The organism is Streptomyces sp. NPDC098101 (assembly GCF_044760185.1).
Taxonomy (GTDB): Bacteria; Actinomycetota; Actinomycetes; order Streptomycetales; family Streptomycetaceae; genus Streptomyces.
Genome location: NZ_JBIWAS010000004.1, coordinates 736,816 through 757,302, shown reverse-complemented (window position 1 = coordinate 757,302; position 20,487 = coordinate 736,816). Strand labels below are relative to the sequence as shown.

The following is a 20,487-nucleotide window of genomic DNA, read 5'->3' as shown; positions in this document are numbered from 1 at the left end:
GCACCCGGCCACTGACAACGCCTCCCGGACGCGCCCCGGGCCCGTGGGACCCGGTCAGATCGCCCAGGCGTACTGCGCCGGCGCGTCGATCTCCGCGCCCAGCTCACGGGCGGCGCGGCGGGGCCAGGAGGCGTCGCGCAGCAGCTCGCGGCCGAGCAGGACCGCGTCGGCCTCGCCGTTGGCGACGATCTTCTCGGCCTGCCCGCTCTCGGTGATGAGGCCGACGGCGGCCACGGGCAGTCCGGTCTCCGCCTTGACGCGGGCGGCGAAGGGCACCTGGTAGCCGGGGCCCACCGGGATCCGGGCCGGTCCGCCGTTGCCGCCGCTGGAGACGTCGAGGAGGTCCACGCCGTGCTCGCGCAGCAACGCGGCGAACCGCACGGTCTCGTCGGCCGTCCAGCCCTGCTCCTCCAGCCAGTCGGTGGCCGAGATCCGGAAGAAGACGGGCAGGTCCTCGGGCCACACGGCCCGCACCGCGTCGACGACCTCCAGGGCGAGACGGGTCCGGTTCTCGAAGGAGCCGCCGTACGCGTCGGTGCGGTGGTTGCTGTGCGGGGAGAGGAACTCGCCGATGAGGTAGCCGTGGGCGCCGTGCACCTCGATCACCTCGAACCCGGCCGCCAGGGCGCGGCGGGCCGCGTCCGCGAACTGCCCGGTGATCTCCCGGATCCGCTCCTCGGTCAGCTCGGTCGGGACCGGGTGGCCCTCGTCGAACGGGACCGGGCTGGGGCCGACCGGCTGCCAGCCGTCACCGCCGGGCGCGACGGGCCCGCGGCCCTCCCAGGGGCGGTTGGTCGAGGCCTTGCGCCCCGCGTGACCGATCTGGATGCCCGGGACGGTGCCGTGCTCCTTGAGGAAGCCGGCGATCCGCCGCAGCCCCTCCGTCTGGGCGTCGTTCCAGAGGCCGAGGTCCGCCGGGCTGATGCGGCCCTCGGGGGCGACGGCGGTCGCCTCGACCAGGATCAGTCCGGCGCCGCCGGTGGCGCGGGCGGCGTAGTGGGCGAAGTGCCAGTCGTGGGCGACACCCGCGTCCGGACCGGTCGGCTCCGCCGAGTACTGGCACATGGGCGCCATCCAGACCCGGTTGGGGAAGGTCAGGGACCGCAGGGTGTAGGGCTCGAACAGGGCGACGCTCATGACGGACTCCGTTTCGGGGTGCCTGGGTTTCGGGGTGCCGCGAAGACACTCGTACGATACCCACCGTAGTACGGCGTCTGTCAAACTACGAGGTCCCTCGTACAATGGACGTCTTCCCGGAGAAGTGGAGCCGCCGCCATGACGACCACCGCCAGCCCGCGCGTCCTCGAACACCCCGCGCGCGACCAGATCCGCCTCGAAGAGGTGCTGCACGCGCTCGCGGACGCCGTGCGCCTGCGGATCGTGCGGGACATGGCGCGCGAGGACACCGAGCTGAGCTGCTCGCACTTCGACCTCCCGGTGACCAAGTCCACGACGACGCACCACTTCCGGGTGCTGCGCGAGAGCGGGGTCGTCCGGCAGGTGTACCGGGGGACGGCGAAGCTCAACGTCCTGCGCAGGGAGGACCTCGACGCCCTCTTCCCCGGCCTCCTCGACACCGTCCTCGCGGCGGCGACGGCGCAGGCGGACCGCGAGGCGGCGGGGGAGGGCGGGGGCGCGACGGCCTGACGGCCCGGCCGCGGGGCGGCGGGGGAGGGCGGGGGTGCGACCGCCCGGCGGTCCGTCCGCGGGGCGTTCGTCCCCGCCGGCGTGACTTCCCGGCCGTGAGGTGTTCGTCCCCGTCAGCGTGAACTCCCGTCCGTGGGCCGTTCGTCCCCGCAGCCCGGCCGCAGGGTGTTCGTCCCCGCAGCCCGACCGCCCGGCCGCGAGGCGTTCGCCCCTACAGCGAGCGCATCCGGTTGATCTCCGACGTCTGCTGGGCGATCACGTCGTTCGCCATCTCCTCCACCAGGCCGTTGTTGCCCGCGCCCAGCAGCTCCGCCGCCATCGTCACCGCCCCCTGGTGGTGCGTGATCATGAGCTTCAGGAAGAGCGCGTCGAAGGCCTTGCCCCGGGCCTTCCGCAACTCGGCCAGCTGGGCCTCCGTGGCCATGCCCGGCATCGAGTGGTGGTCGTGCGCCCCCTGGTCGCGCGGCCCGCCGTTGCTCTTCAGCCACCCCTCCATCGCGCCGATCTCCGGCTTCTGCGCGGCCGAGATCCGTTCGGCGACCTTCCTGACCCCGGCGGACTCCGCCCGGTCCGGCGCCAGTTCCGTCATCGTCAGCGCCTGGCGGTGGTGCACGATCATCATCTGGACGTACCGGAAGTCCGCGCCGTTCGGGCTCTCGTCGGGGAGCAGCCGGGCCGCCTCCTCCGGACTCACCCGCCGGGCCGGCTCACCCGGCTTCCCCGGCGCGATCACCGTCCCCCCGGTCGAGGCCGCCCGCGGGGCGTCCTGGTCCGGCGCCGAGTCGCAGGCGCCCAGGGCGAGTACGGCGGCGGCGGACAGGGCCACGGCGGCGACGGCACGCTGACGGCGGATCAACAACGCGACCTCCAGGTTTTCTCGCGGGGACAGAGACCGTTCCTAGCACTTTTCTCCGGGGGACCGATCAGAATCCTTCATTACGTCTGTGTTGCCATCTGTTGAGATGTGCACGGCAAGGAAGATACTGCCGGGGTCCAACACCCGTTCAAGAGTGAACGGACACCAGGGAGGACGGAGTGACTTCGTTGCGTACCCCGCGTACCACGACCGCCGCGCGCGACCCGCGCGGACGGATCAGACGCCTGGGCGTGGCATCCGCCGCGGCCGGACTGCTGGCCACGCTGCTCGCCGCCGGGCCCGTGGCCGCCACCCCCGACCCCGGAGACGCCCCCGCGCGGGCCACGGTCTCCTCGGAGCAGGCGGCCGACGCGCGTTCCGCGATCCGGAGCGGCGACATACCCGGTGTGGACGAGATCGTCCACACCCGGAACATCGAGCACCTCGCGAACATCCCCAAGGACGCCCTGCCGGGGCTCAACACGGACCTCGCCTTCCAGGGCAAGTACGCCTTCGCCGGCAACTACGACGGCTTCCGGATCTTCGACATCAGCAGGCCGAAGTCCCCGAAGACCGTCGCCCAGGTCCTCTGCCCCGGCTCCCAGAACGACATCTCGGTCTCCGGGGACCTGCTCTTCCTCTCCACCGACTCCTCCCGGAGCGACGACTCCTGCGCGAGCACCACCCAGCCCGCCACGGTCAAGGAGTCCTGGGAGGGCATGAAGATCTTCGACATCAGCGACATCAGGAACCCGAAGTACGTCGCCTCCGTCGAGACCGCCTGTGGCTCCCACACCCACACGATCGTGCCGCAGCGCAAGAACGTGTACATCTACGTCTCCTCGTACGGCCCCGGCGCCGCGTTCCCCGACTGCCAGCCCCCGCACGACGGCATCTCGGTCATCAAGGTGCCCCGCAAGGCGCCCCAGAAGGCGAAGCTCGTCGGCTTCCCCGTCCTCTTCCCGGGCGAGGGCCCGGACGGCGGCGGCAACCCCGGCGCCCCCACCAACCCGGGCGTCTCCAAGACCACCGGCTGCCACGACATCACCGTGCTGCCCGAGGAGGACCTCGCGGCCGGCGCCTGCATGGGCGACGGCATCCTCTTCGACATCTCGGACCCCGAGCGCCCCCGGGTGATCGACCGCGTCCAGGACAACGTCAACTTCGCGTTCTGGCACTCCGCGACCTTCAACCTGAAGGCGAACAAGGTCGTCTTCACCGACGAGCTCGGCGGCGGCGGCGCGGCCACCTGCAACGCCGAGGTCGGCCCGAACCGGGGCGCCGACGGCATCTACGACATCGTCGGCAAGGGCAAGAAGCGCAAGCTCGTCTTCCGCAGCTACTTCAAGATTCCGCGCCACCAGGCCGCCACCGAGAACTGCGTCGCCCACAACGGCTCCCTGATCCCGGTCAAGGGCAAGGACCTCATGGTCCAGGCCTGGTACCAGGGCGGCGTCTCCGTCTGGGACTTCACCAACTCGGCCAAGCCGAGGGAGATCGCCTACTTCGAGCGCGGCCCGCTCTCCGACACCACCCTGTCGGTCGGCGGCTCGTGGTCCGCGTACTACTACAACGGCCACATCTACTCGAACGACATCGCCAAGGGCTTCGACGTCCTCAAGATCTCCGACCGCCTCACCGACCCCGCGAAGCGGGTCCGCCTGGACGAGCTCAACGTCCAGACGCAGCCGGACTACTTCGACTGATCCGGCCCGCCGCGGCCCTCGGGGCCCGTCGGCGACCTGAACGACGGCGTGCCGTCGGGCGGACCCCCGTCCGGCGGCACGCCGAGCTCCCAGTCCAGCCCGTACCGGGCGAACAGCTCCGACCGCAGCCGCGTCCACGGCATCGGGGCCCCCGGCAGCAGCACCGCCACCACCGCGCCCATCAGCAGGGCCCGCAGCAGCGGATAGTCCGTGTCCACGTCCTCGGAGCCGTACCGCTCGACCGTGTCGCGCAGCAGGAAGGCGAGGCGCTGCTGCTCCTCGCACCGCACGAAGCCCTCGGCCTGCAGGATGCCCGCCATGTGGGTCCGCATCAGGGTCGGGCGCTCCACCGCGAGCCCCAGGATCGCGTCGATCGCACGGGCGAGCAGCTCCCGGCCGTCCTCCGTGCGCGGCTCGCGCGCGAGCGCGGCCTCCAGGGTGAGGTGCATCAGCCGGTGCACCGCCGACTGGAGCAGCTGCCGCTTGCCCGGGAAGTAGTACGAGACCAGCCCCCGCGCCGTACCCGCCCGCTCCGCGATGTCGCCGAGCGTGGTCGCCTCGTAGCCCCGCGTGTCGACGAGCTTCACGGTGGCCTGCAGAATGCGCTCCCGCGACCGGCGCCGAAGCTCTTCATTGACCGATGGGCTACGCGGGGACATGCTGGACTCCTGCGTTGACTGGCTGCCGGCCAATATACTCGGCGCATCCCGTCGGCCTGCCCCCGTGGCGGACCGCCGGGGACGCCGTCTGTTCTGGGCGACACGGGGGATCGTCCAGAACAGGCGGCTTCATCGTGTTTCCCCCGCTCCGGCGCCCCCGCCGGTCCCGTCGCCCCCGTCGGTTCCGGAGGCGGCCGATGCGCCCCGCCGCTCGCTCCGGCGGTACGCGAGGACGGCCACGGCCACGCAGAACCAGCCGAGCAGCCAGCCGCCGACGACGTCCGAGGGCCAGTGGACGCCCAGGTAGGTCCGCGTCCACCCCACTCCGAGCACCGACACCACCGCGGCGGTCGCGAGCACGCCCCAGCCGCGCCACTCCTCCCGCCAGTGCAGCGCGAGGACCCACAGCAGCAGCCCGCAGGTGACCGCGGCCGTCATCGCGTGCCCGGACGGGAAGGCCGCGTAGCGCGCCCAGTCGACCGGGTCGGGCCACTGGGGCCGCTCCCGCCCGACGAGCGCCTTCAGGCCCTGCTGGAGCAGCACGGCGAGGGCGCTGGTCCCGACCACCCACAGGGCGAGCTTCCGCTCGCCCCGCCACCACAGCAGCACCGCCGCGCCGGCGGCCAGGGCGCGCATCGTCAACGGGTCCCAGACCCAGTCGCTCAGGACGCGGTTCACCCGGGTGAGGCCGGGGTGGGCGACGGCGCTGCGGTGCAGTTCCTCGGCGACCGACCGGTCGAAGGAGAGCAGCGGCGACCATCCCGCGGCGACGAGCGCGAGCAGCAGGGCGGACAGGACTCCGGAGACCACGGCGGAGGAGCGCATGGGCCGATCCTGCCCCAGGATCGGCCCCGCATGATCCCTCACACGCCCCGCGCGCTCCTCGGGGCGTCCTGCGGGGCACGCTCCTAGCCCAGTGCGCGGAGGGCCGGGACGAAGGCCACGAGCACCGGGACCACGGGCACCAGGGACGCGGCCGCCGTCAGGCGCAGCCGGCGTCCGGCGGTGAGCCGGGGCGCCGCGGTCAGGAGGCGGTTCACCCGCTGGGGCAGGCCCGCGCCCGGGGCCGGGCCGGGGCCGAACACCCCTCGGTCCTCGTTCAGTTCGACCAGCGCGAGCGCGATCGTCAGCCGCCCGAACCGGCGCGAGGCCACGTCGTCGGCGGCCAGTTCGACCAGCCGGTGCATCTCCTCGCGGAAGGCCGTGAAGACGGGGACCCCGGGGAAGCCGGCGGCCAGCGCCGCCGAGCAGTGCAGCAGCCAGTCGTGCCGGGCCCGCGCGTGGCCTTGCTCGTGCGCCAGGACCGCGTCCAGCTGACGCCCCTTCAACCGGCGCAGCGCCGCCGTGGTGATGACCAGCTGGGGCGTGGCCCCCGCCAGCCACCAGGCGTCCGCCCGCTCGCCCTCCAGGACCACCAGGCGCTCGCCGCCCGGCTCCTCCCCGGGCATCAGGGGCGCGCGGACGAGCAGGTCGCAGCGGCGCTGCCGGCGGCGGGCGCGGGCCCGGCCGATCTCCCGGCCCAGCATCGCCCCGGACCACACCCCGCCGGCCGCGAGGGCCACCGCGAGCACCGCCGACCAGGGGCCGGTCGTGCCGAGCTCGTACGCCTCGATCACGGCGCTCGGCGCGGGCGCGAAGACCTGTCCGCGCACGGCCTGCCAGGCGGCCGACGCGCTGAACGTCATGGAGAGCGCGAAGCTCAGCAGTACGGCGGCCACCACGCACTGCCAGACCCACAGGGCCACCACGGGTTCTCGCTCGACCCAGTCCGCCCGGGACAGCAGCCGGGGGGCCACGAGGGCGGTCAGGAGGCCGAGCAGGAACAGCGCGAGGGAGACCCACATGACGCCAGCCTATGAGCGCGGTACGGGTCGGGGGTACGGGCGCGGGAAGCAAGTGACGTACGCCACGGTTTCGTTGCCCCCGGCCCTTGGACTCTCCCGGCTCCCGGCACCCGGCCCGCTGTCGCTGCCCCCGGCTCCCGCCCCCCGCCGCTCCCTCAGAGCGTCACGAGCATCGCCACCATGCCCAGCGCCATCGACAGCCGGCACGCAAGCGTCATCTCCGGTCCGCCCACCCGGCCCGCTCCACCCGTCGGCGCGGGGCCGCCCGCCGGGGCCGCCACCGGGACGAGCCGCGCCCCCGCGCGCAGCACGTACACCGCGTAATAGAGGAGGAGCCCGCCCGTGAGCACGGGTATGCCCCCCGCGCCCGCCGTCACGTGCCCCGCGTGCGCCCCCGGCGCGCCGGGGAGCGCCATCGCCACCGCCATGTAGACCATGGCGAGCGAGCCCACCAGGTGGTGCAGGTGGTGGGCGCCGTGCCGGACGGCGAGCAGGCCGTGCAACGCCGTCGCGCCGAACACCGCCGCGTACACCGCCCAGCTCCACCCCGGCGGCGTCAGGACCGCCGCGGGCAGCGCCATGAACGCCATCCCGAACCCCATCACCGCCTCGCCGCCCGCGGCCCGCCGCTCCTGCCCGGCGCACGCGCGCATCCGCAGCAGGCAGTACACGCCCGTCAGCGCGCACAGGGCGACCAGCAGCCACCCGGACAGAGCCGGTCCGTGCACGGCACACCTCCCCCTCGACGCCGTCCCCTCCGGGGAGGGATGCCCGCCTCCCCGGAGCGGTACGCGGGCGCACGGTTGCGCACAGGCGTACGAGGGGGAGCGAAAGGTGCGCGCGTTAGGCTCGGGACGATCGCGCACGCCGATCGTCGACGCCCGAGGGGAGCCCCGTACATGGAGACCGCCACGTCCCAGGAGACCGGCCGGATCAGCTACCGCGAAGCGGTCCTGGAGGACGTCCCCGTCCTCGTGCCGCTCGTGGAGTCGGCCTACCGGGGCGACGCCAGCCGGGCCGGCTGGACCACGGAGGCGGACATCCTCCAGGGGCAGCGCACCGACCCCGAGGGCGTGGCCGCCGTGATCACCGCCCCCGGCAGCCGTCTCCTGGTCGTCGAGCGGGACGGCGAGACCGTCGCCTGCTGCCAGCTGGAGCACCGGGGCGAGGCCGCCTACTTCGGGATGTTCGCCGTCCGCCCCGAGCTCCAGGGCGCGGGCCTCGGGAAGCGGATCATCGCCGAGGCCGAGCGCCGGGTGCGCGAGCTGTGGGACGTGCGCGAGATGCACATGACGGTGATCTCCGTGCGCGAGGAGCTCATCGCCTGGTACGAGCGGCGCGGCTACCGGCGGACCGGCCGGACGACGCCGTTCCCCTACGGCGACGAGCGCTTCGGCCTGCCCCAGCGCGACGACCTGGAGTTCGAGCTGCTGATCAAGCCGCTGGTGTGAACCCGGGTCCGGAGGGCCCGGGCGCACCGGACGCACCCGAACGGACCTGAAGGGCGGAAGCGTGGCCTTGCCCCTGGTCGACAGGAAAAACTTCTGTCGCCAGGGGGGTTTCACAGGAGATTTTCTCTTGCTCCTCTTGTGGGAAGGAAGCGCCGGTGGTTACGGTGTCTTGACGCAAGGTTCTCCTGTGGAGGAAGAGGCATGACGGAAATTCTTGTGCAGGACGTGACCGGTGAGGCGATATCCACCGACGCCCGGGTGATCGACCACCCGGCCTGGCCCGAGCTCAAGAATGCCGTGGAGGAGATCCGCGCCTGGCAGCGCGCGGACGGATCCATCGACTTCGAGGCCGAGGGCGCCCCCGCCCGTTCCCTCGTCGAGCTGGTCCTCGACCGGATCGTCGCCGCGGTCGAGCAGCTCTCCCCCCTGCTCCCGCACGACGCCGCCTACCACCGCGCCCTCGTCGCCGACCTGCGCAAGTGGGCCGAGAGCGGCTTCGCGGTGCCGGACTTCCTGGACGCGCTGCTCGCCTTCCAGCCGGCCGCCGACCGCGCCGACGGCCTCCAGCACCTCGTGCTCTTCCCGATGTACACGCAGAACGGCAACCCGGACCGCAACCTGGAAGCCGTCGTGCTCCGTATGGTCTGGCCCGAGTGGCTCGCCGACCTGGAGCGCACCCGCTACGACAACCCGCTCTTCTGCGGCATCACCTTCGAGGACTTCACCGCCGGGTACGACACCAACTCGGCCGTCCTCTTCCCGGAGACCATCGCCGTCCGCGAAGCCCCCGAGCGCTTCACCTGGGGCGGCATCTTCTGCGACCGCGAGGCCGCCCGCTTCCGCAAGGTCACCGAGGCCGCCGTCGACACCCTGGGCATCGAGCTGCCCGCCGACGTCGCCGCGATGATCGACGACCAGGAGCGCTGCGAGAAGGCCTTCGTGCTCTGGGACATGGTCCACGACCGCACCCACAGCCACGGCGACCTGCCCTTCGACCCCTTCATGATCAAGCAGCGCCAGCCCTTCTGGATGTACGGCCTGGAGGAGCTCCGCTGCGACCTCACCGCCTTCAAGGAGGCCGTGAAGCTGGAGGCCGAGGGCAACGCGCACGGCCGTGACGTGCAGTACGCCGTCCTCTTCGACCGCATGTTCCGCTTCCCGCTCTCCGGCGACCGGAACCGCAACTACGACGGCCTCGGCGGCCAGCTCCTCTTCGCGTACCTCCACAAGCACGACGTGGTGCGCTGGACGGACAACACGCTCAAGATCGACTGGCAGCGGGCCCCCCAGGTCACCAACCAGCTCTGCGCCGAGATCGAGAAGCTCTACCGCGACGGCATCGACCGCCCCAAGCTCGTCCACTGGTTCAAGGCGTACGAGCTGGTCTCCACCTACCTCGCCCCGCACCCGGGCTCGAAGTGGGCCAAGGGTCCCGACGCCCTCGACCTGTCCCTGCCGCCGCGCAAGCTGGTGGACGACGTGCTTCCGGACGAGTTTCCGCTCAGCATGTTCTTCGAGGCCCTCGCCAAGAAGCTGAAGGGCGTGATCGCCGACACCAAGGGGATCACCGCCGCCGGCGCCCCGCGCACCGAGCGGGCCGCCGCGTGAGCGCTCCTGCCGAAGGACCGGGGAACGCCGAGCGCACGGAGGAGACGGTGTCCATGAACGCCGAAGGAAACGGCGGGCCGCTCGACGGCGCCGTCATCGCGGTCGCCGGCGCGGCCGGCCCCGCGGGCCGCGCCACGCTGCTGAGGCTCGCCGAGGCCGGCGCGACCGTGATCGCGTCCGACGCGGACCCGGCCCGCCTCGCGGAGGCCGTCGACGCCGCCCGCTACGCGCACGGCGGCGCCACGGTGGTCGGCGACACCGTCGACCTGCTCGACCCGGCCGCCACCCGCGACTGGGCCGCGAAGACCGAGGGCGAGTTCGGCCGGATCGACGGTCTGGTCCACCTCGTCGGCGGCTGGCGCGGCAGCCCCTCCTTCACGGAGACCGAGCTCAAGGACTGGGACTTCCTGGAGAAGCTCCTGATCCGCACGGTCCAGCACACCTCGCTCGCCTTCCACGACCCGCTGCTCCGCGCGGGCGGCCGCGGCCGCTACGCCCTGATCAGCCAGGTCGGCGCCCACAAGCCGGTCGCGGGCAACGCCGCGTACAACGCGGGCAAGGCCGCGGCCGAGGCCTGGACCCTCGCCATGGCGGACTCCTTCCGCAAGCTGGGGGGCGACGACGGCCCGCAGGCGGCGGCTGCGATCCTGGTGATCAAGGCGTTGGTGCACGAGGCGATGCGCGCCGAGCGCCCCAACGCGAAGTTCGCGGGCTTCACCGACGTCGACGACCTGGCCGCAGAGATCGCCGGCCTGTGGGACAAGCCCGCCCAGGAAGTGAATGGACAGCGTCTGTGGCTGACCCCCAAGCCGTGACCGCGGCCCTCGGCCCCAGGACCGACGCACGTCGTCACCACGACCCGTCGGTCCGGGGCTTCGCCAGCGACAACTACGCCGGCGCCCACCCCGAGGTCCTCGCGGCCCTCGCCCTCGCCAACGAAGGCCACCAGGTCGCCTACGGCGAGGACCAGTACACCGACCACCTCCAGCGGATCGTGCACAGCCACTTCGGTCCGAGCGCCGAGGCCTTCCCGGTCTTCAACGGCACCGGGGCCAACGTGACCGCCCTCCAGGCGCTCACCGACCGCTGGGGCGCCGTCATCTGCGCCGAGTCCGCCCACATCAACGTGGACGAGGGCGGCGCGCCGGAGCGGATGGGCGGCCTCAAGCTGCTCACCGTGCCGACCCCGGACGGCAAGCTCACCCCCGAGCTGATCGACCGGCAGGCCTGGGGCTGGGAGGACGAGCACCGGGCCATGCCCCAGGTCGTCTCGATCACCCAGAACACCGAGCTGGGCACCGTCTACACGGTGGACGAGATCCGCGCGATCACCGAGCACGCCCACTCCAAGGGCATGAAGGTCCACCTCGACGGGGCGCGGATAGCCAACGCCGCCGCCTCGCTCGACGTGCCCATGCGCGCGTTCACCAACGCGGTGGGCGTCGACGTGCTCTCGTACGGCGGCACCAAGAACGGGATGATCTTCGGCGAGGCCGTGATCGTGCTGAACCCCGACGCGGTCAGCCACATGAAGCACCTGCGCAAGCTGTCCATGCAGCTCGCCTCGAAGATGCGCTTCGTGTCGGTGCAGCTGGAGGCCCTGCTCGCGAAGGACCTCTGGCTGCGCAACGCCCGCCACGCCAACGCGATGGCCCAGCGCCTCGCGGCCGGGGTGCGCGCCCTCGACGGGGTGGAGATCCTCTACCCGGTCCAGGCCAACGCGGTCTTCGCCCGCCTCCCGCACGAGGTGAGCCGCCGGCTCCAGGAGCGCTTCCGCTTCTACTTCTGGGACGAGGTCGCCGGCGACGTGCGCTGGATGTGCGCCTTCGACACCACGGAGGACGACGTGGACGCCTTCCTTCAGGCCCTGAAGGAAGAACTGGCCCGCTGACCCGGACTGCATGAATATACGGCCGGACGGAAAGTCATTGATTCCGTCCGGCCGTCTTCCTAGGGTCGTCCCGCATGGAACTCATCCAGCAGGACCCCGACGTCAACGCCTACCTGAGGGCGGGCGAGGCCGTCGACCACGAGCACCCGGTCGTACGGGAGACGGCGGACCGCCTCTCCGCCCGGCACCCCGGCGCCTACGCGTACGCCGAAGCGGCCTTCGCGTACGTACGGGACGAAATCCCGCACTCCATGGACTCCGGCGACCCCCGCGTCACCTGGCGCGCCTCCGACGTCCTGGAGCTGCGCACGGGCATCTGCTACGCCAAGACCGTCGCGTACGCCGCGCTCCTGCGGGCCCGGGGCATCCCGGCCGCCCTCTGCTACCAGCGGCTCACCGACGACGACGGATCCCACCCCGTGGTGCACGGCCTCACCGCCGTCCTGCTGCCGGGGGAGCGGACGTGGGCCCGCCAGGACCCGAGGGGCAACGCGCCGGGCGTCGACACCCGCTTCTCCCTCGGGCCGGAGAGCCTCGTCAGGACCGTGCGGCCGGAGCTCGACGAGGTGGACTACCCGACGCTCCACGCCGAGCCCCACCCGGCCGTCCTGGCGGCCCTGAGGGCCGCCCGCGACCGGCCGCACCTGGAGCGGACCCTGCCCGCCGGACTGGAGCCGGTCAGGCTTCCTTGACCTGGGCGGGCGTCGGAGCCGTACCGCCGAGGTGCGCGGGCACCCACCAGGTGTCGCCCGCGTCCTTGGGGCGGACCGGGTAGGTGCGCTGCGCGGCCTCCAGGAGCTCCTGCACGCGCTCGCGCAGCCGCCGGGTGATGGCGCCCGCGTACTGGTCGGCGGGGGCCTCCACGGCCTCGCCGACGCGGATCGTCACCGGGATGTGGCTCCGCTTGAAGTTCCGCGGCCGGCCCTTCGTCCAGACCCGCTGGGTGCCCCACAGCGCCATCGGGATCAGCGGGACGCCCGCCTCCTGCGCGAGGCGCGCCGCGCCCGTCTTGAAGCCCTTGAGCGTGAAGGACTGGGAGATGGTCGCCTCGGGGAAGACGCCGACGATCTCGCCGGACCGCAGCGACTCCAGGGCGTGCTTGTAGGCGTGCTCGCCCTGCGAGCGGTCCACCGGGATGTGCTTCATGCCGCGCATGAGGGGACCCGAGACCTTGTGCCGGAAGACCGAGTCCTTCGCCATGAAGCGCACCAGGCGCTTCTGCGGCAGCGCGGCGAGACCGGTGAAGATGAAGTCCAGGTAGCTGATGTGGTTGCTGACCAGGACGGCCCCGCCGGTCCGCGGGATGTGCTCCGAACCCTGCGTGTCGATCTTCAGGTCGAGCGCCTTGAACATGGTCAGAGCGGCGCCGACGACCGGTCGATAGACGAGTTCTGCCATCGGAGAGGAACCCCTTCTTCCTGCTTGTCCGGGGAGGGTTCTCCCGGCGAAGTTACGCGGCCGTAGGTTTTCGGCTTTGGGCAGATCGTGCCCCATGAGGGACGCTGTGACCAGCCTGAGCGCCGTCGTGAGGGGAGATTCTCGTCACTAGCGGTGGCCGGAACGGGAATCGAATACCCGCTCCGCGACGCTGTATCCCGTGACGCGCGGAACGGACGCGCGCGGACGCGGAGGGGAACGGAGAGCGATGAGCGAGGTCCTGGGGCCGGAGGCGCTCGGCGCCGCACTGGGGGAGCGGGCCACCCTCGTCCAGTTCTCGACCGCCTTCTGCCAGCCCTGCCGGGCCACCCGCCGCACCCTCGCCGAGGTCGCCGCGATGGTGCCCGGCGTGGGACACGTCGAGATCGACGCCGAGGAACGGCTCGACCTCGTCCGCGCGCTCGGCATCGCCCGCACCCCCACCGTGTTCGTCCTCGACCGGACCGGCCGCGTCGTCCGCCGGGCCGCCGGACAGCCCCGCAGGGCGGACGTCATCGCCGCCCTGGGACGGGCGGTCTGACGCGGTGACACCTTCTCCGGCCCGCACGGTGACGCTCCTCCCACATCGCGGTACGCACTTGACTGCAACCGCCACCGATCGTCACCCTGACGGAGTGACTCTGGAACTCCTTCTCTACGGCCGGGCCCACGTGGACCTGGCCCGCAACGCGAGCGCGCGCTGTCCGGGCGTCTGACCCACCCCAGGACTCCTCCATGCCGCCCTCGCAGAAGGACAATTCCATGACGGTTTCGCCCGAGCTCCGCACCGTTCCCACGATCGGCGCGCCCCGGCAGGCCTCTCCCGATCTGCTCCGCTCCGTCTTCCGCCGGCACGCGGCCGGCGTCGCGGTCGTCACCGCACAGGGCGAGCGCCCCGTCGGATTCACCGCCACCTCGCTCAACTCGGTCGCCGCCGAACCGCCGCTGATCTCCTTCGGCGTGGGCACCGCGTCCTCCTCCTGGCCGGTGCTCTCCGAGGCCGAGTTCATCGGGGTGCACATACTCGGCGAGCACCAGCAGGAGCTGGCCGCCACCTTCGCGCGCAGCGGCGCCGACCGCTTCGGCGGGGGGACCCGCTGGAGCGTCGGCCCCGAGGGCGTGCCCGTGCTCGACGACGTCCTCGCCTGGCTGGTGTGCCGCGTGGTGGCCCGGGTGCCCGCCGGGGACCACCGGATCGTGATCGCGCAGGCGGTCGCGGGCGACCCGGACGGGGCGGGCCGGCCGCTCCTCTACCACCACGGGCGCTTCAACGCGCTGCGCGACTGAGAGTTCCCGCGCGCGCCGCTCTCCGCGCGTTGGCAAGGTCACACGGCTGAGCGCTTGCTCAGTGGTAACGAACTGGGTGTACTGGCGAGTAATATTTTGGACGGGGCGTCCGGCGCCCCGACCGGAAACCCGCCCTTCAGGCGCCTATGCTGCGAGCAACAAGGCAGCCCAGTTATGACGATGCAGTAGGAGAGCCGGCGTGAGCTTGAGGATCGTTGTCTGTGTGAAGTACGTGCCCGACGCCACCGGCGACCGGCACTTCGCCGATGACCTGACGGTGGACCGCGACGACGTCGACGGCCTGCTGTCGGAGCTCGACGAGTACGCGGTCGAGCAGGCCCTGCAGATCGCGGAAGAGGCGGACGACGCCGAGGTCACCGTGCTCACGGTCGGCCCCGAGGACGCCAAGGACGCGCTGCGCAAGGCGCTGTCGATGGGCGCCGACAAGGCCGTCCACGTCGAGGACGACGACCTGCACGGCTCCGACGTCATGGGCACCTCGCTGGTGCTCGCCAAGGCGATCGAGAAGACCGGCTACGACGTGGTCATCGCCGGCATGGCCTCCACCGACGGCGTCATGGGCGTCCTGCCCGCGATCCTGGCCGAGCGCCTGGGCGTCCCGCAGGTCACGCTGCTCTCCGAGGTCTCCGTCGAGGACGGCGTCGTGAAGGGCCGTCGTGACGGCGACGCCGCCTCCGAGCAGCTGGAGGCCTCCCTGCCGGCCGTCGTCTCCGTGACGGACCAGTCGGGCGAGGCGCGCTACCCGTCCTTCAAGGGCATCATGGCCGCCAAGAAGAAGCCGGTGGAGTCCCTGGACCTCTCCGACCTCGACCTGGAGGCCGAGGAGGTCGGCCTGGAGGGCGCGTGGACCGCGGTCGACTCCGCCACCGAGCGTCCGGCCCGCACGGCCGGCACGATCGTCAAGGACGAGGGCGAGGGCGGCAAGCAGCTCGCCGAGTTCCTCGCGAGCCAGAAGTTCATCTAAGGCTTCAGCCGCGCGAGCCGGACGGCCGTCCGGCGCCCCGCGCGAGCCGCTCAGACCTCCCCCTCACCTTCGCAGGAGATTGAATTTCCATGGCTGAGATCCTCGTCTACGTCGACCACGTCGACGGAGCCGTCCGCAAGCCCACCCTGGAGCTGCTGACGCTCGCCCGCCGCCTGGGCGACCCGGTCGCCGTCGCGCTCGGCAACGGCGCCGCCGACACCGCCCCGGCCCTCGCCGAGCACGGCGCGGTCAAGGTCCTGACCGCCGACGCGCCCGAGTTCGCCGAGTACCTCGTCGTCCCCAAGGTCGACGCCCTCCAGGCCGCCTACGACGCCGTGTCCCCGGCCGCCGTGCTCGTGCCGTCCTCGGCCGAGGCCAAGGAGATCGCGGCCCGCCTCGCGGTCCGCATCGGCTCCGGCGTCATCACCGACGCCGTGGACCTGGAGGCCGGTGACGAGGGCCCGGTGGCGACGCAGGCCGTGTTCGCCGCCTCCTTCACCACCAAGTCCCGCGTCTCCAAGGGCACCCCGGTCATCACGGTCAAGCCGAACTCGGCCCCCGTCGAGGCCGCCCCGGCCGCCGGCACCGTCGAGGCCCTGTCGGTCTCCTTCGGCGCCCTGGCCACCGGCACCAAGGTCACCTCGCGCACCCCGCGCGAGTCGACCGGCCGCCCGGAGCTGACCGAGGCCGCGATCGTGGTCTCCGGCGGCCGCGGCGTCAACGGCGCCGAGAACTTCGCCGTCATCGAGGCCCTCGCCGACTCGCTCGGCGCGGCCGTCGGCGCCTCCCGCGCCGCGGTGGACGCCGGCTGGTACCCGCACGCCAACCAGGTCGGCCAGACCGGCAAGTCGGTCTCGCCGCAGCTGTACATCGCCTCCGGCATCTCCGGCGCGATCCAGCACCGCGCGGGTATGCAGACCTCGAAGACGATCGTCGCGATCAACAAGGACGCCGAGGCGCCGATCTTCGAGCTCGTCGACTACGGCGTGGTGGGCGACCTCTTCGAGGTCGTCCCGCAGCTGACCGAAGAGGTCAAGACCCGCAAGGGCTGACCTGCGGTTCTGTCGGACCGGGGGCCGCACGGTGAACTCTCACCGTGCGGCCCCCGGCCGTTTCGGACAGCCATTGACTCAGCTCCGGCCGCCCGTTAACTTCGCCATACGGATTGTTGATTCCGTGCAGCGGAAAACAGGAGGGTAGTGGGATGGGTCAGCAGGAGAAGGTGTCGACGAGCCTCGCGGGCACGGTCAGCGAGGGCATCAGCGCCTCCCTCGCCGCGGTGGACGCCGAGCTGGACCGCCGCTACCCGGGAGACCCCGGCACCCGCCAGCCCGTCCACACCGTCTACGTCCCCGGCAACCTCTTCGACGCCGGAACCGTCCGCTCCTGGGGCGACCGGGCCCTCGCCGCCCTCGACGAACACGCCCCCGACGCCGCCTCCTTCGCCGCCGTCCTCGGCCTCTCCGACGACCTCGCCGAGGACGTGTACGGCCGCGTGCGCGCCAAGCTGGAGCGCGAGCCGATCGAGGACCTCCGGGTCGACTTCGAGGACGGCTACGGCGGCGACGACGAGGACCACGACGCGGCCCGCGCCGCCCGGCTGGTCTCCGAGGCGTACGCGCAGGGCACCGCCGCCCCGTACACCGGCATCCGGATGAAGTGCATGGAGGCCGCCGTACGCGACCGGGGCATCCGCACCACCGACGTCTTCCTCACCGGCCTCCTGGAGCACGGCGGCCTCCCCGAGGGGCTCGTCCTCACCCTCCCCAAGGTCACCTACCCCGAGCAGGTCACCGCCTTCGTCCGCCTCCTGGAGGCCTTCGAGAAGGCCCACGGCCTCGACGCCGGGCGCCTCGGCTTCGAGATCCAGATCGAGACCAGCCAGGCCATCCTCGCCGCCGACGGCACCGCCGCGGTCGCCCGCATGATCGGCGCCGCCGAGGGCCGCGCCACCGGACTGCACTACGGCACCTTCGACTACAGCGCCTGCCTCGGCGTCTCCGCCGCCTACCAGGCCAGCGACCACCCGGCCGCCGACCACGCCAAGGCGATCATGCAGGTCGCCGCCGCCGGTACGGGCGTCCGCGTCTCCGACGGCTCCACCAACGTCCTGCCGGTCGGCTCCACCGAGCACGTCCACGAGGCCTGGCGCCTGCACTACGGCCTCACCCGCCGCGCCCTCGCCCGCGCCTACTACCAGGGCTGGGACATGCACCCCGGCCACATCCCCACCCGGTACGCGGCCGTCTTCGCCTTCTACCGCGAGGGCTTCGAGACCGCCGCCAAGCGCCTCTCCGCCTACGCCAACCACGCGGGTGGCGACGTCATGGACGAGCCGGCCACCGCCAAGGCCCTCAGCTCCTACCTGCTGCGCGGCATCGACTGCGGCGCCCTCGACACCGCCGAAGTCGACGCCCTCACCGGCCTGACCCGCGCCGACCTCGACCGCTTCGCGGCCCCGCGCCGCGGCGACCTCACGGCCTCGGCCGAGTAACCGGCCCGCCCCGCCCTGCCGCCCGATCGGGGGCCGGCGGCTCGTGGCGGGGCGTCAGCCGGCCGGCGGCGCGACCTCGCCCGAGCCCCGGGCGAGGAGCGTCGTGCCGAGCACCACCCGCTCCGGCGCCCCGTCGGCCCCCTCCAGGCGCCGGAACAGCCGCTCCGCCGCCGTCCGGCCGAGCGCGGCGGCGTCCTGCGCGATGACCGTGATGCCCAGCAGGTCGGCCAGCTCGATGTCGTCGAAGCCGACCAGGGCGACGGGCCGGGCCCGGCCCGCGAGGACCCGGACGGCCGTGACGGTCACCCGGTTGTTCCCCGCGAACAGCGCCGTCACCGGCTCCGGCCCGGCCAGCATCCCCCGTACCGCCGCGTCCACCCGCTCCGGGTCGGTCGACCCCAGCGAGACCCACTCCTCCCGGACCGGGAGCCCCGCGTCCTCCATCGCCGCGCGGTAGCCGCGCAGCCGCTCGGCCGCCGTGTGGATGCGCGGGCGGTCGCCGACGAAGCCGATCCGGCGGTGGCCGTGCGCGATCAGATGGGCCGTGCCCTCGCGCGCCCCGCCGAAGCTGTCGGAGAGGACCGCGTCGGCGTCGATCCGCCCGGCGGGACGGTCGACGAACACCGTGGCGACGCCCGCCCTGATCTCGGGCTCCAGATACCGGTGGTCGTCCCCGGCCGGAATGACGATGAGGCCGTCGACCCGGCGCGCGCACAGCGCGAGCGCCAGCTCCTGTTCCCGGTCGGGGTCCTCGGCGCTCGACCCGTTGATCAGCAGGGCCCCGTGCGCCCGCGCGACCTCCTCGACCGCCCGGCTCAGCGGACCGTAGAAGGGGTCGGCGAGGTCCTCCAGGACCAGGCCGACGGTCGCGGTCCTGCCCTTGCGCAGGACCCGCGCGCTGTCGTTGCGCCGGAAGCCGAGGACCTCGATGGCCTCCTGTACCCGCCGCTCGGTGTCGGGGGTGACGCCCGGCTCGCCGTTCACCACCCGGGACACCGTCTTCAGGCCCACGCCCGCCTTGGCGGCGACGTCCTTCATCGTGGGCCGGTTGCCGTAGCGGTGCTCGGGGCGATGGGCGGTGTCGGCCACGGTCTGCGGCTCCTCCGTCGTGTCGGGACCCCGCCGTGGCCGGGCCGTCTTTCGGACTCCGCACGAGCATAGGGCCTGGACAACGTTGTCATACCGCGTGAGACCATACGGACGCCCGACCGTTCCCGGCCGCCCCCGGAGGTTTCCCGCCCATGCACACCGACCTCGCCACGGGTCTCGTCGTCGCCCTCGACATCGGGGGCACCAAGATCGCCGGCGCCCTGGTCGACGGCGAGGGCCGCGTCCGCGTCCGGTCCCGGCGGCCCACGCCCGCGCGTGAGGACGGCGAGACGGTGATGGCGGCGGTCGAGGGCGTCCTCGGTGAGCTCGCCGCCTCCCCGCTGTGGGAGGCCGCCGACGCCGTCGGCATCGGCAGCGCGGGCCCGGTCGACGCGGTCCGGGGGACCGTCAGCCCCGTCAACGTCCCCGGCTGGCGCGACTATCCGCTCGTCGAGCGGGTCCGGCGGGCCACCGGCGGCCGACCGGTCACCCTCGTCGGCGACGGCGTCGCCATGACGGCCGCCGAGCACTGGCTCGGAGCCGCCCGGGGCCACGACAACGCCCTCGGCCTCGTGGTCTCCACGGGCGTCGGCGGCGGCCTCGTCCTCGGCGGCCGCCTCCACCCGGGCCCCACCGGCAACGCCGGTCACATCGGGCACATCACGGTCGACCTGGACGGCGAACCCTGCGCGTGCGGCGGGCGCGGCTGCGTCGAACGCGTCGCCAGCGGCCCGCACCTGGCCCGCCGCGCCCTGGAGAACGGCTGGCGGCCGGGGCCCGACGGCGACGTCTCCGCCGCCGCGGTGGCCGCCGCCGCGCGCGCCGGGGACCCGGTGGCCGTGGCCTCCTTCGAGCGCGCCGCCCAGGCGCTCGCGGCGGGCATCGCCGCCACGGCGGCCCTCGTCGAGATCGACGTCGCGGTCGTCGGCGGCGGGGTGGCGGGCGCGGGCGAGGTCCTCTTCGCCCCGCTGCGGCGCAGCCTCCGCGGCTACGCCACGCTCTCCTTCGTGCGGGACCTGACGGTCGTCCCCGCCCTCACGGGCACGGACGCGGGCCTCCTCGGCGCGGCCGCGGCCGCCGGGCGCACGCGGGAGTGCGCATCGCGCGCCGGCGCGAACGCGGGCGCCGGCACCGGCTCCTGACGCCCCGGAACCCCGTAGGGGAGGAGGCGGCCGTCGCACCCGCCTCCTCCCGCATCCGCCTCTTCCGCACCTGCCTACTCCCGTACGAGTTCGGCCCTCCGCTCGCCCCTCCTCGGTCCGATCAGCCTCCCCTCGGCCTTCCTCCGCTCCGGCGGTCTCTGTTCGACGACCACCAGGAACGCGTCGGACTCCAGGTCCATCACGACCCGGGCCGGCACTCCCTCGTCGCGCCGCGCGCCGGCGAACTCCTCCGCGGGCCAGCTGCCCCGCGGACCGCCGGCCGGAAAACGTTCGAGAACCGTACGACTCATGTCCACACCCCTCGTGCTTGTCGTTCCCCCCACGGTTTCCCGGAAGTCTCCCGCCCATGCCGGTCCCCACGCCGATCCATACGATCGTGGTTTCCGTGGCA

The 20,487-nt window shown here is 72.9% G+C and carries 22 protein-coding genes; 13 read left to right on the top strand and 9 right to left on the bottom strand.

Annotated features, from left to right (window positions below; translation table 11 throughout):
* Positions 1-54 precede the first annotated feature (54 nt).
* The gene (locus ACIQVI_RS21710) at positions 55-1,137 is read right to left on the bottom strand and encodes an NADH:flavin oxidoreductase/NADH oxidase (RefSeq protein WP_403598211.1); all 1,083 of its coding nucleotides are present in this window, start codon (positions 1,135-1,137) and stop codon (positions 55-57) included.
* A gap of 138 nt (positions 1,138-1,275) precedes the next feature.
* Between ACIQVI_RS21710 and ACIQVI_RS21705 the strand changes: the two genes are divergently transcribed.
* On the top strand, positions 1,276-1,647 hold the full coding sequence (locus tag ACIQVI_RS21705) for an ArsR/SmtB family transcription factor (protein ID WP_403598208.1): 372 nt from the start codon (positions 1,276-1,278) through the stop codon (positions 1,645-1,647).
* Between the two features lie 211 nt (positions 1,648-1,858).
* Here ACIQVI_RS21705 and ACIQVI_RS21700 read toward each other — a convergent pair whose 3' ends face one another.
* On the bottom strand, positions 1,859-2,503 hold the full coding sequence (locus ACIQVI_RS21700) for a DUF305 domain-containing protein (protein WP_403598205.1): 645 nt from the start codon (positions 2,501-2,503) through the stop codon (positions 1,859-1,861).
* A gap of 179 nt (positions 2,504-2,682) precedes the next feature.
* Between ACIQVI_RS21700 and ACIQVI_RS21695 the strand changes: the two genes are divergently transcribed.
* Complete coding sequence (locus tag ACIQVI_RS21695) at positions 2,683-4,209, top strand: hypothetical protein (protein WP_351971650.1); 1,527 nt, start codon at positions 2,683-2,685, stop codon at positions 4,207-4,209.
* Here ACIQVI_RS21695 and ACIQVI_RS21690 read toward each other — a convergent pair.
* The 4 genes from ACIQVI_RS21690 to ACIQVI_RS21675 form a co-directional block, all read right to left on the bottom strand.
* Complete coding sequence (locus tag ACIQVI_RS21690) at positions 4,197-4,868, bottom strand: TetR/AcrR family transcriptional regulator (RefSeq protein WP_403598202.1); 672 nt, start codon at positions 4,866-4,868, stop codon at positions 4,197-4,199. The genes ACIQVI_RS21695 and ACIQVI_RS21690 overlap by 13 nt on opposite strands.
* A gap of 129 nt (positions 4,869-4,997) precedes the next feature.
* A complete protein-coding gene (locus ACIQVI_RS21685) occupies positions 4,998-5,693 on the bottom strand; it encodes a phosphatase PAP2 family protein (protein WP_403598199.1) in 696 nt (231 codons plus the stop codon).
* A gap of 83 nt (positions 5,694-5,776) precedes the next feature.
* Positions 5,777-6,712: a M56 family metallopeptidase gene (locus ACIQVI_RS21680; RefSeq protein WP_351971653.1), complete on the bottom strand. Its 936-nt coding sequence runs from the start codon at positions 6,710-6,712 to the stop codon at positions 5,777-5,779.
* Positions 6,713-6,867: 155 nt separating this feature from the next.
* Complete coding sequence (locus tag ACIQVI_RS21675; RefSeq protein WP_403598196.1) at positions 6,868-7,440, bottom strand: DUF5134 domain-containing protein; 573 nt, start codon at positions 7,438-7,440, stop codon at positions 6,868-6,870.
* 171 nt (positions 7,441-7,611) lie between these two features.
* Between ACIQVI_RS21675 and ACIQVI_RS21670 the strand changes: the two genes are divergently transcribed.
* From ACIQVI_RS21670 to ACIQVI_RS21650, 5 genes are all read left to right on the top strand, one after another.
* Positions 7,612-8,163 (top strand): GNAT family N-acetyltransferase, encoded by a 552-nt coding sequence (locus tag ACIQVI_RS21670; protein WP_390755936.1) that lies wholly within the window; start codon positions 7,612-7,614, stop codon positions 8,161-8,163.
* 201 nt (positions 8,164-8,364) lie between these two features.
* Entirely contained in the window at positions 8,365-9,771 is a 1,407-nt protein-coding gene (locus ACIQVI_RS21665; RefSeq protein ID WP_351971656.1) for a DUF6421 family protein, read from the top strand.
* Between the two features lie 53 nt (positions 9,772-9,824).
* Positions 9,825-10,586 carry an SDR family oxidoreductase gene (locus ACIQVI_RS21660; protein WP_351971657.1) on the top strand — a complete coding sequence of 254 codons (762 nt, stop codon included), beginning with the start codon at positions 9,825-9,827 and terminating at the stop codon, positions 10,584-10,586.
* A complete protein-coding gene (locus ACIQVI_RS21655) occupies positions 10,583-11,662 on the top strand; it encodes a low specificity L-threonine aldolase (protein ID WP_351971664.1) in 1,080 nt (359 codons plus the stop codon). The genes ACIQVI_RS21660 and ACIQVI_RS21655 overlap by 4 nt, the downstream gene beginning before the upstream one ends.
* Positions 11,663-11,736: 74 nt before the next feature.
* The gene (locus ACIQVI_RS21650; protein ID WP_403598191.1) at positions 11,737-12,354 is read left to right on the top strand and encodes a transglutaminase family protein; all 618 of its coding nucleotides are present in this window, start codon (positions 11,737-11,739) and stop codon (positions 12,352-12,354) included.
* On the opposite strand, the gene ACIQVI_RS21645 is transcribed toward ACIQVI_RS21650, so the two are convergent.
* Positions 12,341-13,060 carry a lysophospholipid acyltransferase family protein gene (locus ACIQVI_RS21645; RefSeq protein ID WP_403598188.1) on the bottom strand — a complete coding sequence of 240 codons (720 nt, stop codon included), beginning with the start codon at positions 13,058-13,060 and terminating at the stop codon, positions 12,341-12,343. The genes ACIQVI_RS21650 and ACIQVI_RS21645 overlap by 14 nt on opposite strands.
* Before the next feature lie 247 nt (positions 13,061-13,307).
* Between ACIQVI_RS21645 and ACIQVI_RS21640 the strand changes: the two genes are divergently transcribed.
* The 5 genes from ACIQVI_RS21640 (at position 13,308) to ACIQVI_RS21620 (ending at position 17,844) form a co-directional block, all read left to right on the top strand.
* Complete coding sequence (locus ACIQVI_RS21640; protein WP_351971660.1) at positions 13,308-13,619, top strand: thioredoxin family protein; 312 nt, start codon at positions 13,308-13,310, stop codon at positions 13,617-13,619.
* Positions 13,620-13,840: 221 nt separating this feature from the next.
* The gene (locus tag ACIQVI_RS21635) at positions 13,841-14,365 is read left to right on the top strand and encodes a flavin reductase family protein (RefSeq protein WP_351971661.1); all 525 of its coding nucleotides are present in this window, start codon (positions 13,841-13,843) and stop codon (positions 14,363-14,365) included.
* Positions 14,366-14,564: 199 nt separating this feature from the next.
* Entirely contained in the window at positions 14,565-15,350 is a 786-nt protein-coding gene (locus ACIQVI_RS21630) for an electron transfer flavoprotein subunit beta/FixA family protein (protein WP_351971662.1), read from the top strand.
* Positions 15,351-15,439: 89 nt separating this feature from the next.
* Positions 15,440-16,402 (top strand): electron transfer flavoprotein subunit alpha/FixB family protein, encoded by a 963-nt coding sequence (locus ACIQVI_RS21625; protein WP_351971663.1) that lies wholly within the window; start codon positions 15,440-15,442, stop codon positions 16,400-16,402.
* 152 nt (positions 16,403-16,554) lie between these two features.
* On the top strand, positions 16,555-17,844 hold the full coding sequence (locus ACIQVI_RS21620) for a DUF6986 family protein (RefSeq protein ID WP_403598183.1): 1,290 nt from the start codon (positions 16,555-16,557) through the stop codon (positions 17,842-17,844).
* Positions 17,845-17,898: 54 nt separating this feature from the next.
* Here the strand turns inward: ACIQVI_RS21620 and ACIQVI_RS21615 are convergent, their stop codons facing one another.
* A complete protein-coding gene (locus tag ACIQVI_RS21615) occupies positions 17,899-18,933 on the bottom strand; it encodes a LacI family DNA-binding transcriptional regulator (RefSeq protein ID WP_403598180.1) in 1,035 nt (344 codons plus the stop codon).
* A 152-nt stretch (positions 18,934-19,085) separates the two neighbouring features.
* On the opposite strand from ACIQVI_RS21615, the gene ACIQVI_RS21610 reads away from it, so the two are divergent.
* Positions 19,086-20,075, top strand: coding sequence for an ROK family protein (locus tag ACIQVI_RS21610; protein WP_403598177.1), 990 nt, complete (start codon positions 19,086-19,088; stop codon positions 20,073-20,075).
* A 74-nt stretch (positions 20,076-20,149) separates the two neighbouring features.
* Here ACIQVI_RS21610 and ACIQVI_RS21605 read toward each other — a convergent pair whose 3' ends face one another.
* Positions 20,150-20,386, bottom strand: coding sequence for a hypothetical protein (locus ACIQVI_RS21605; protein WP_351973179.1), 237 nt, complete (start codon positions 20,384-20,386; stop codon positions 20,150-20,152).
* Positions 20,387-20,487: the final 101 nt, after the last annotated feature.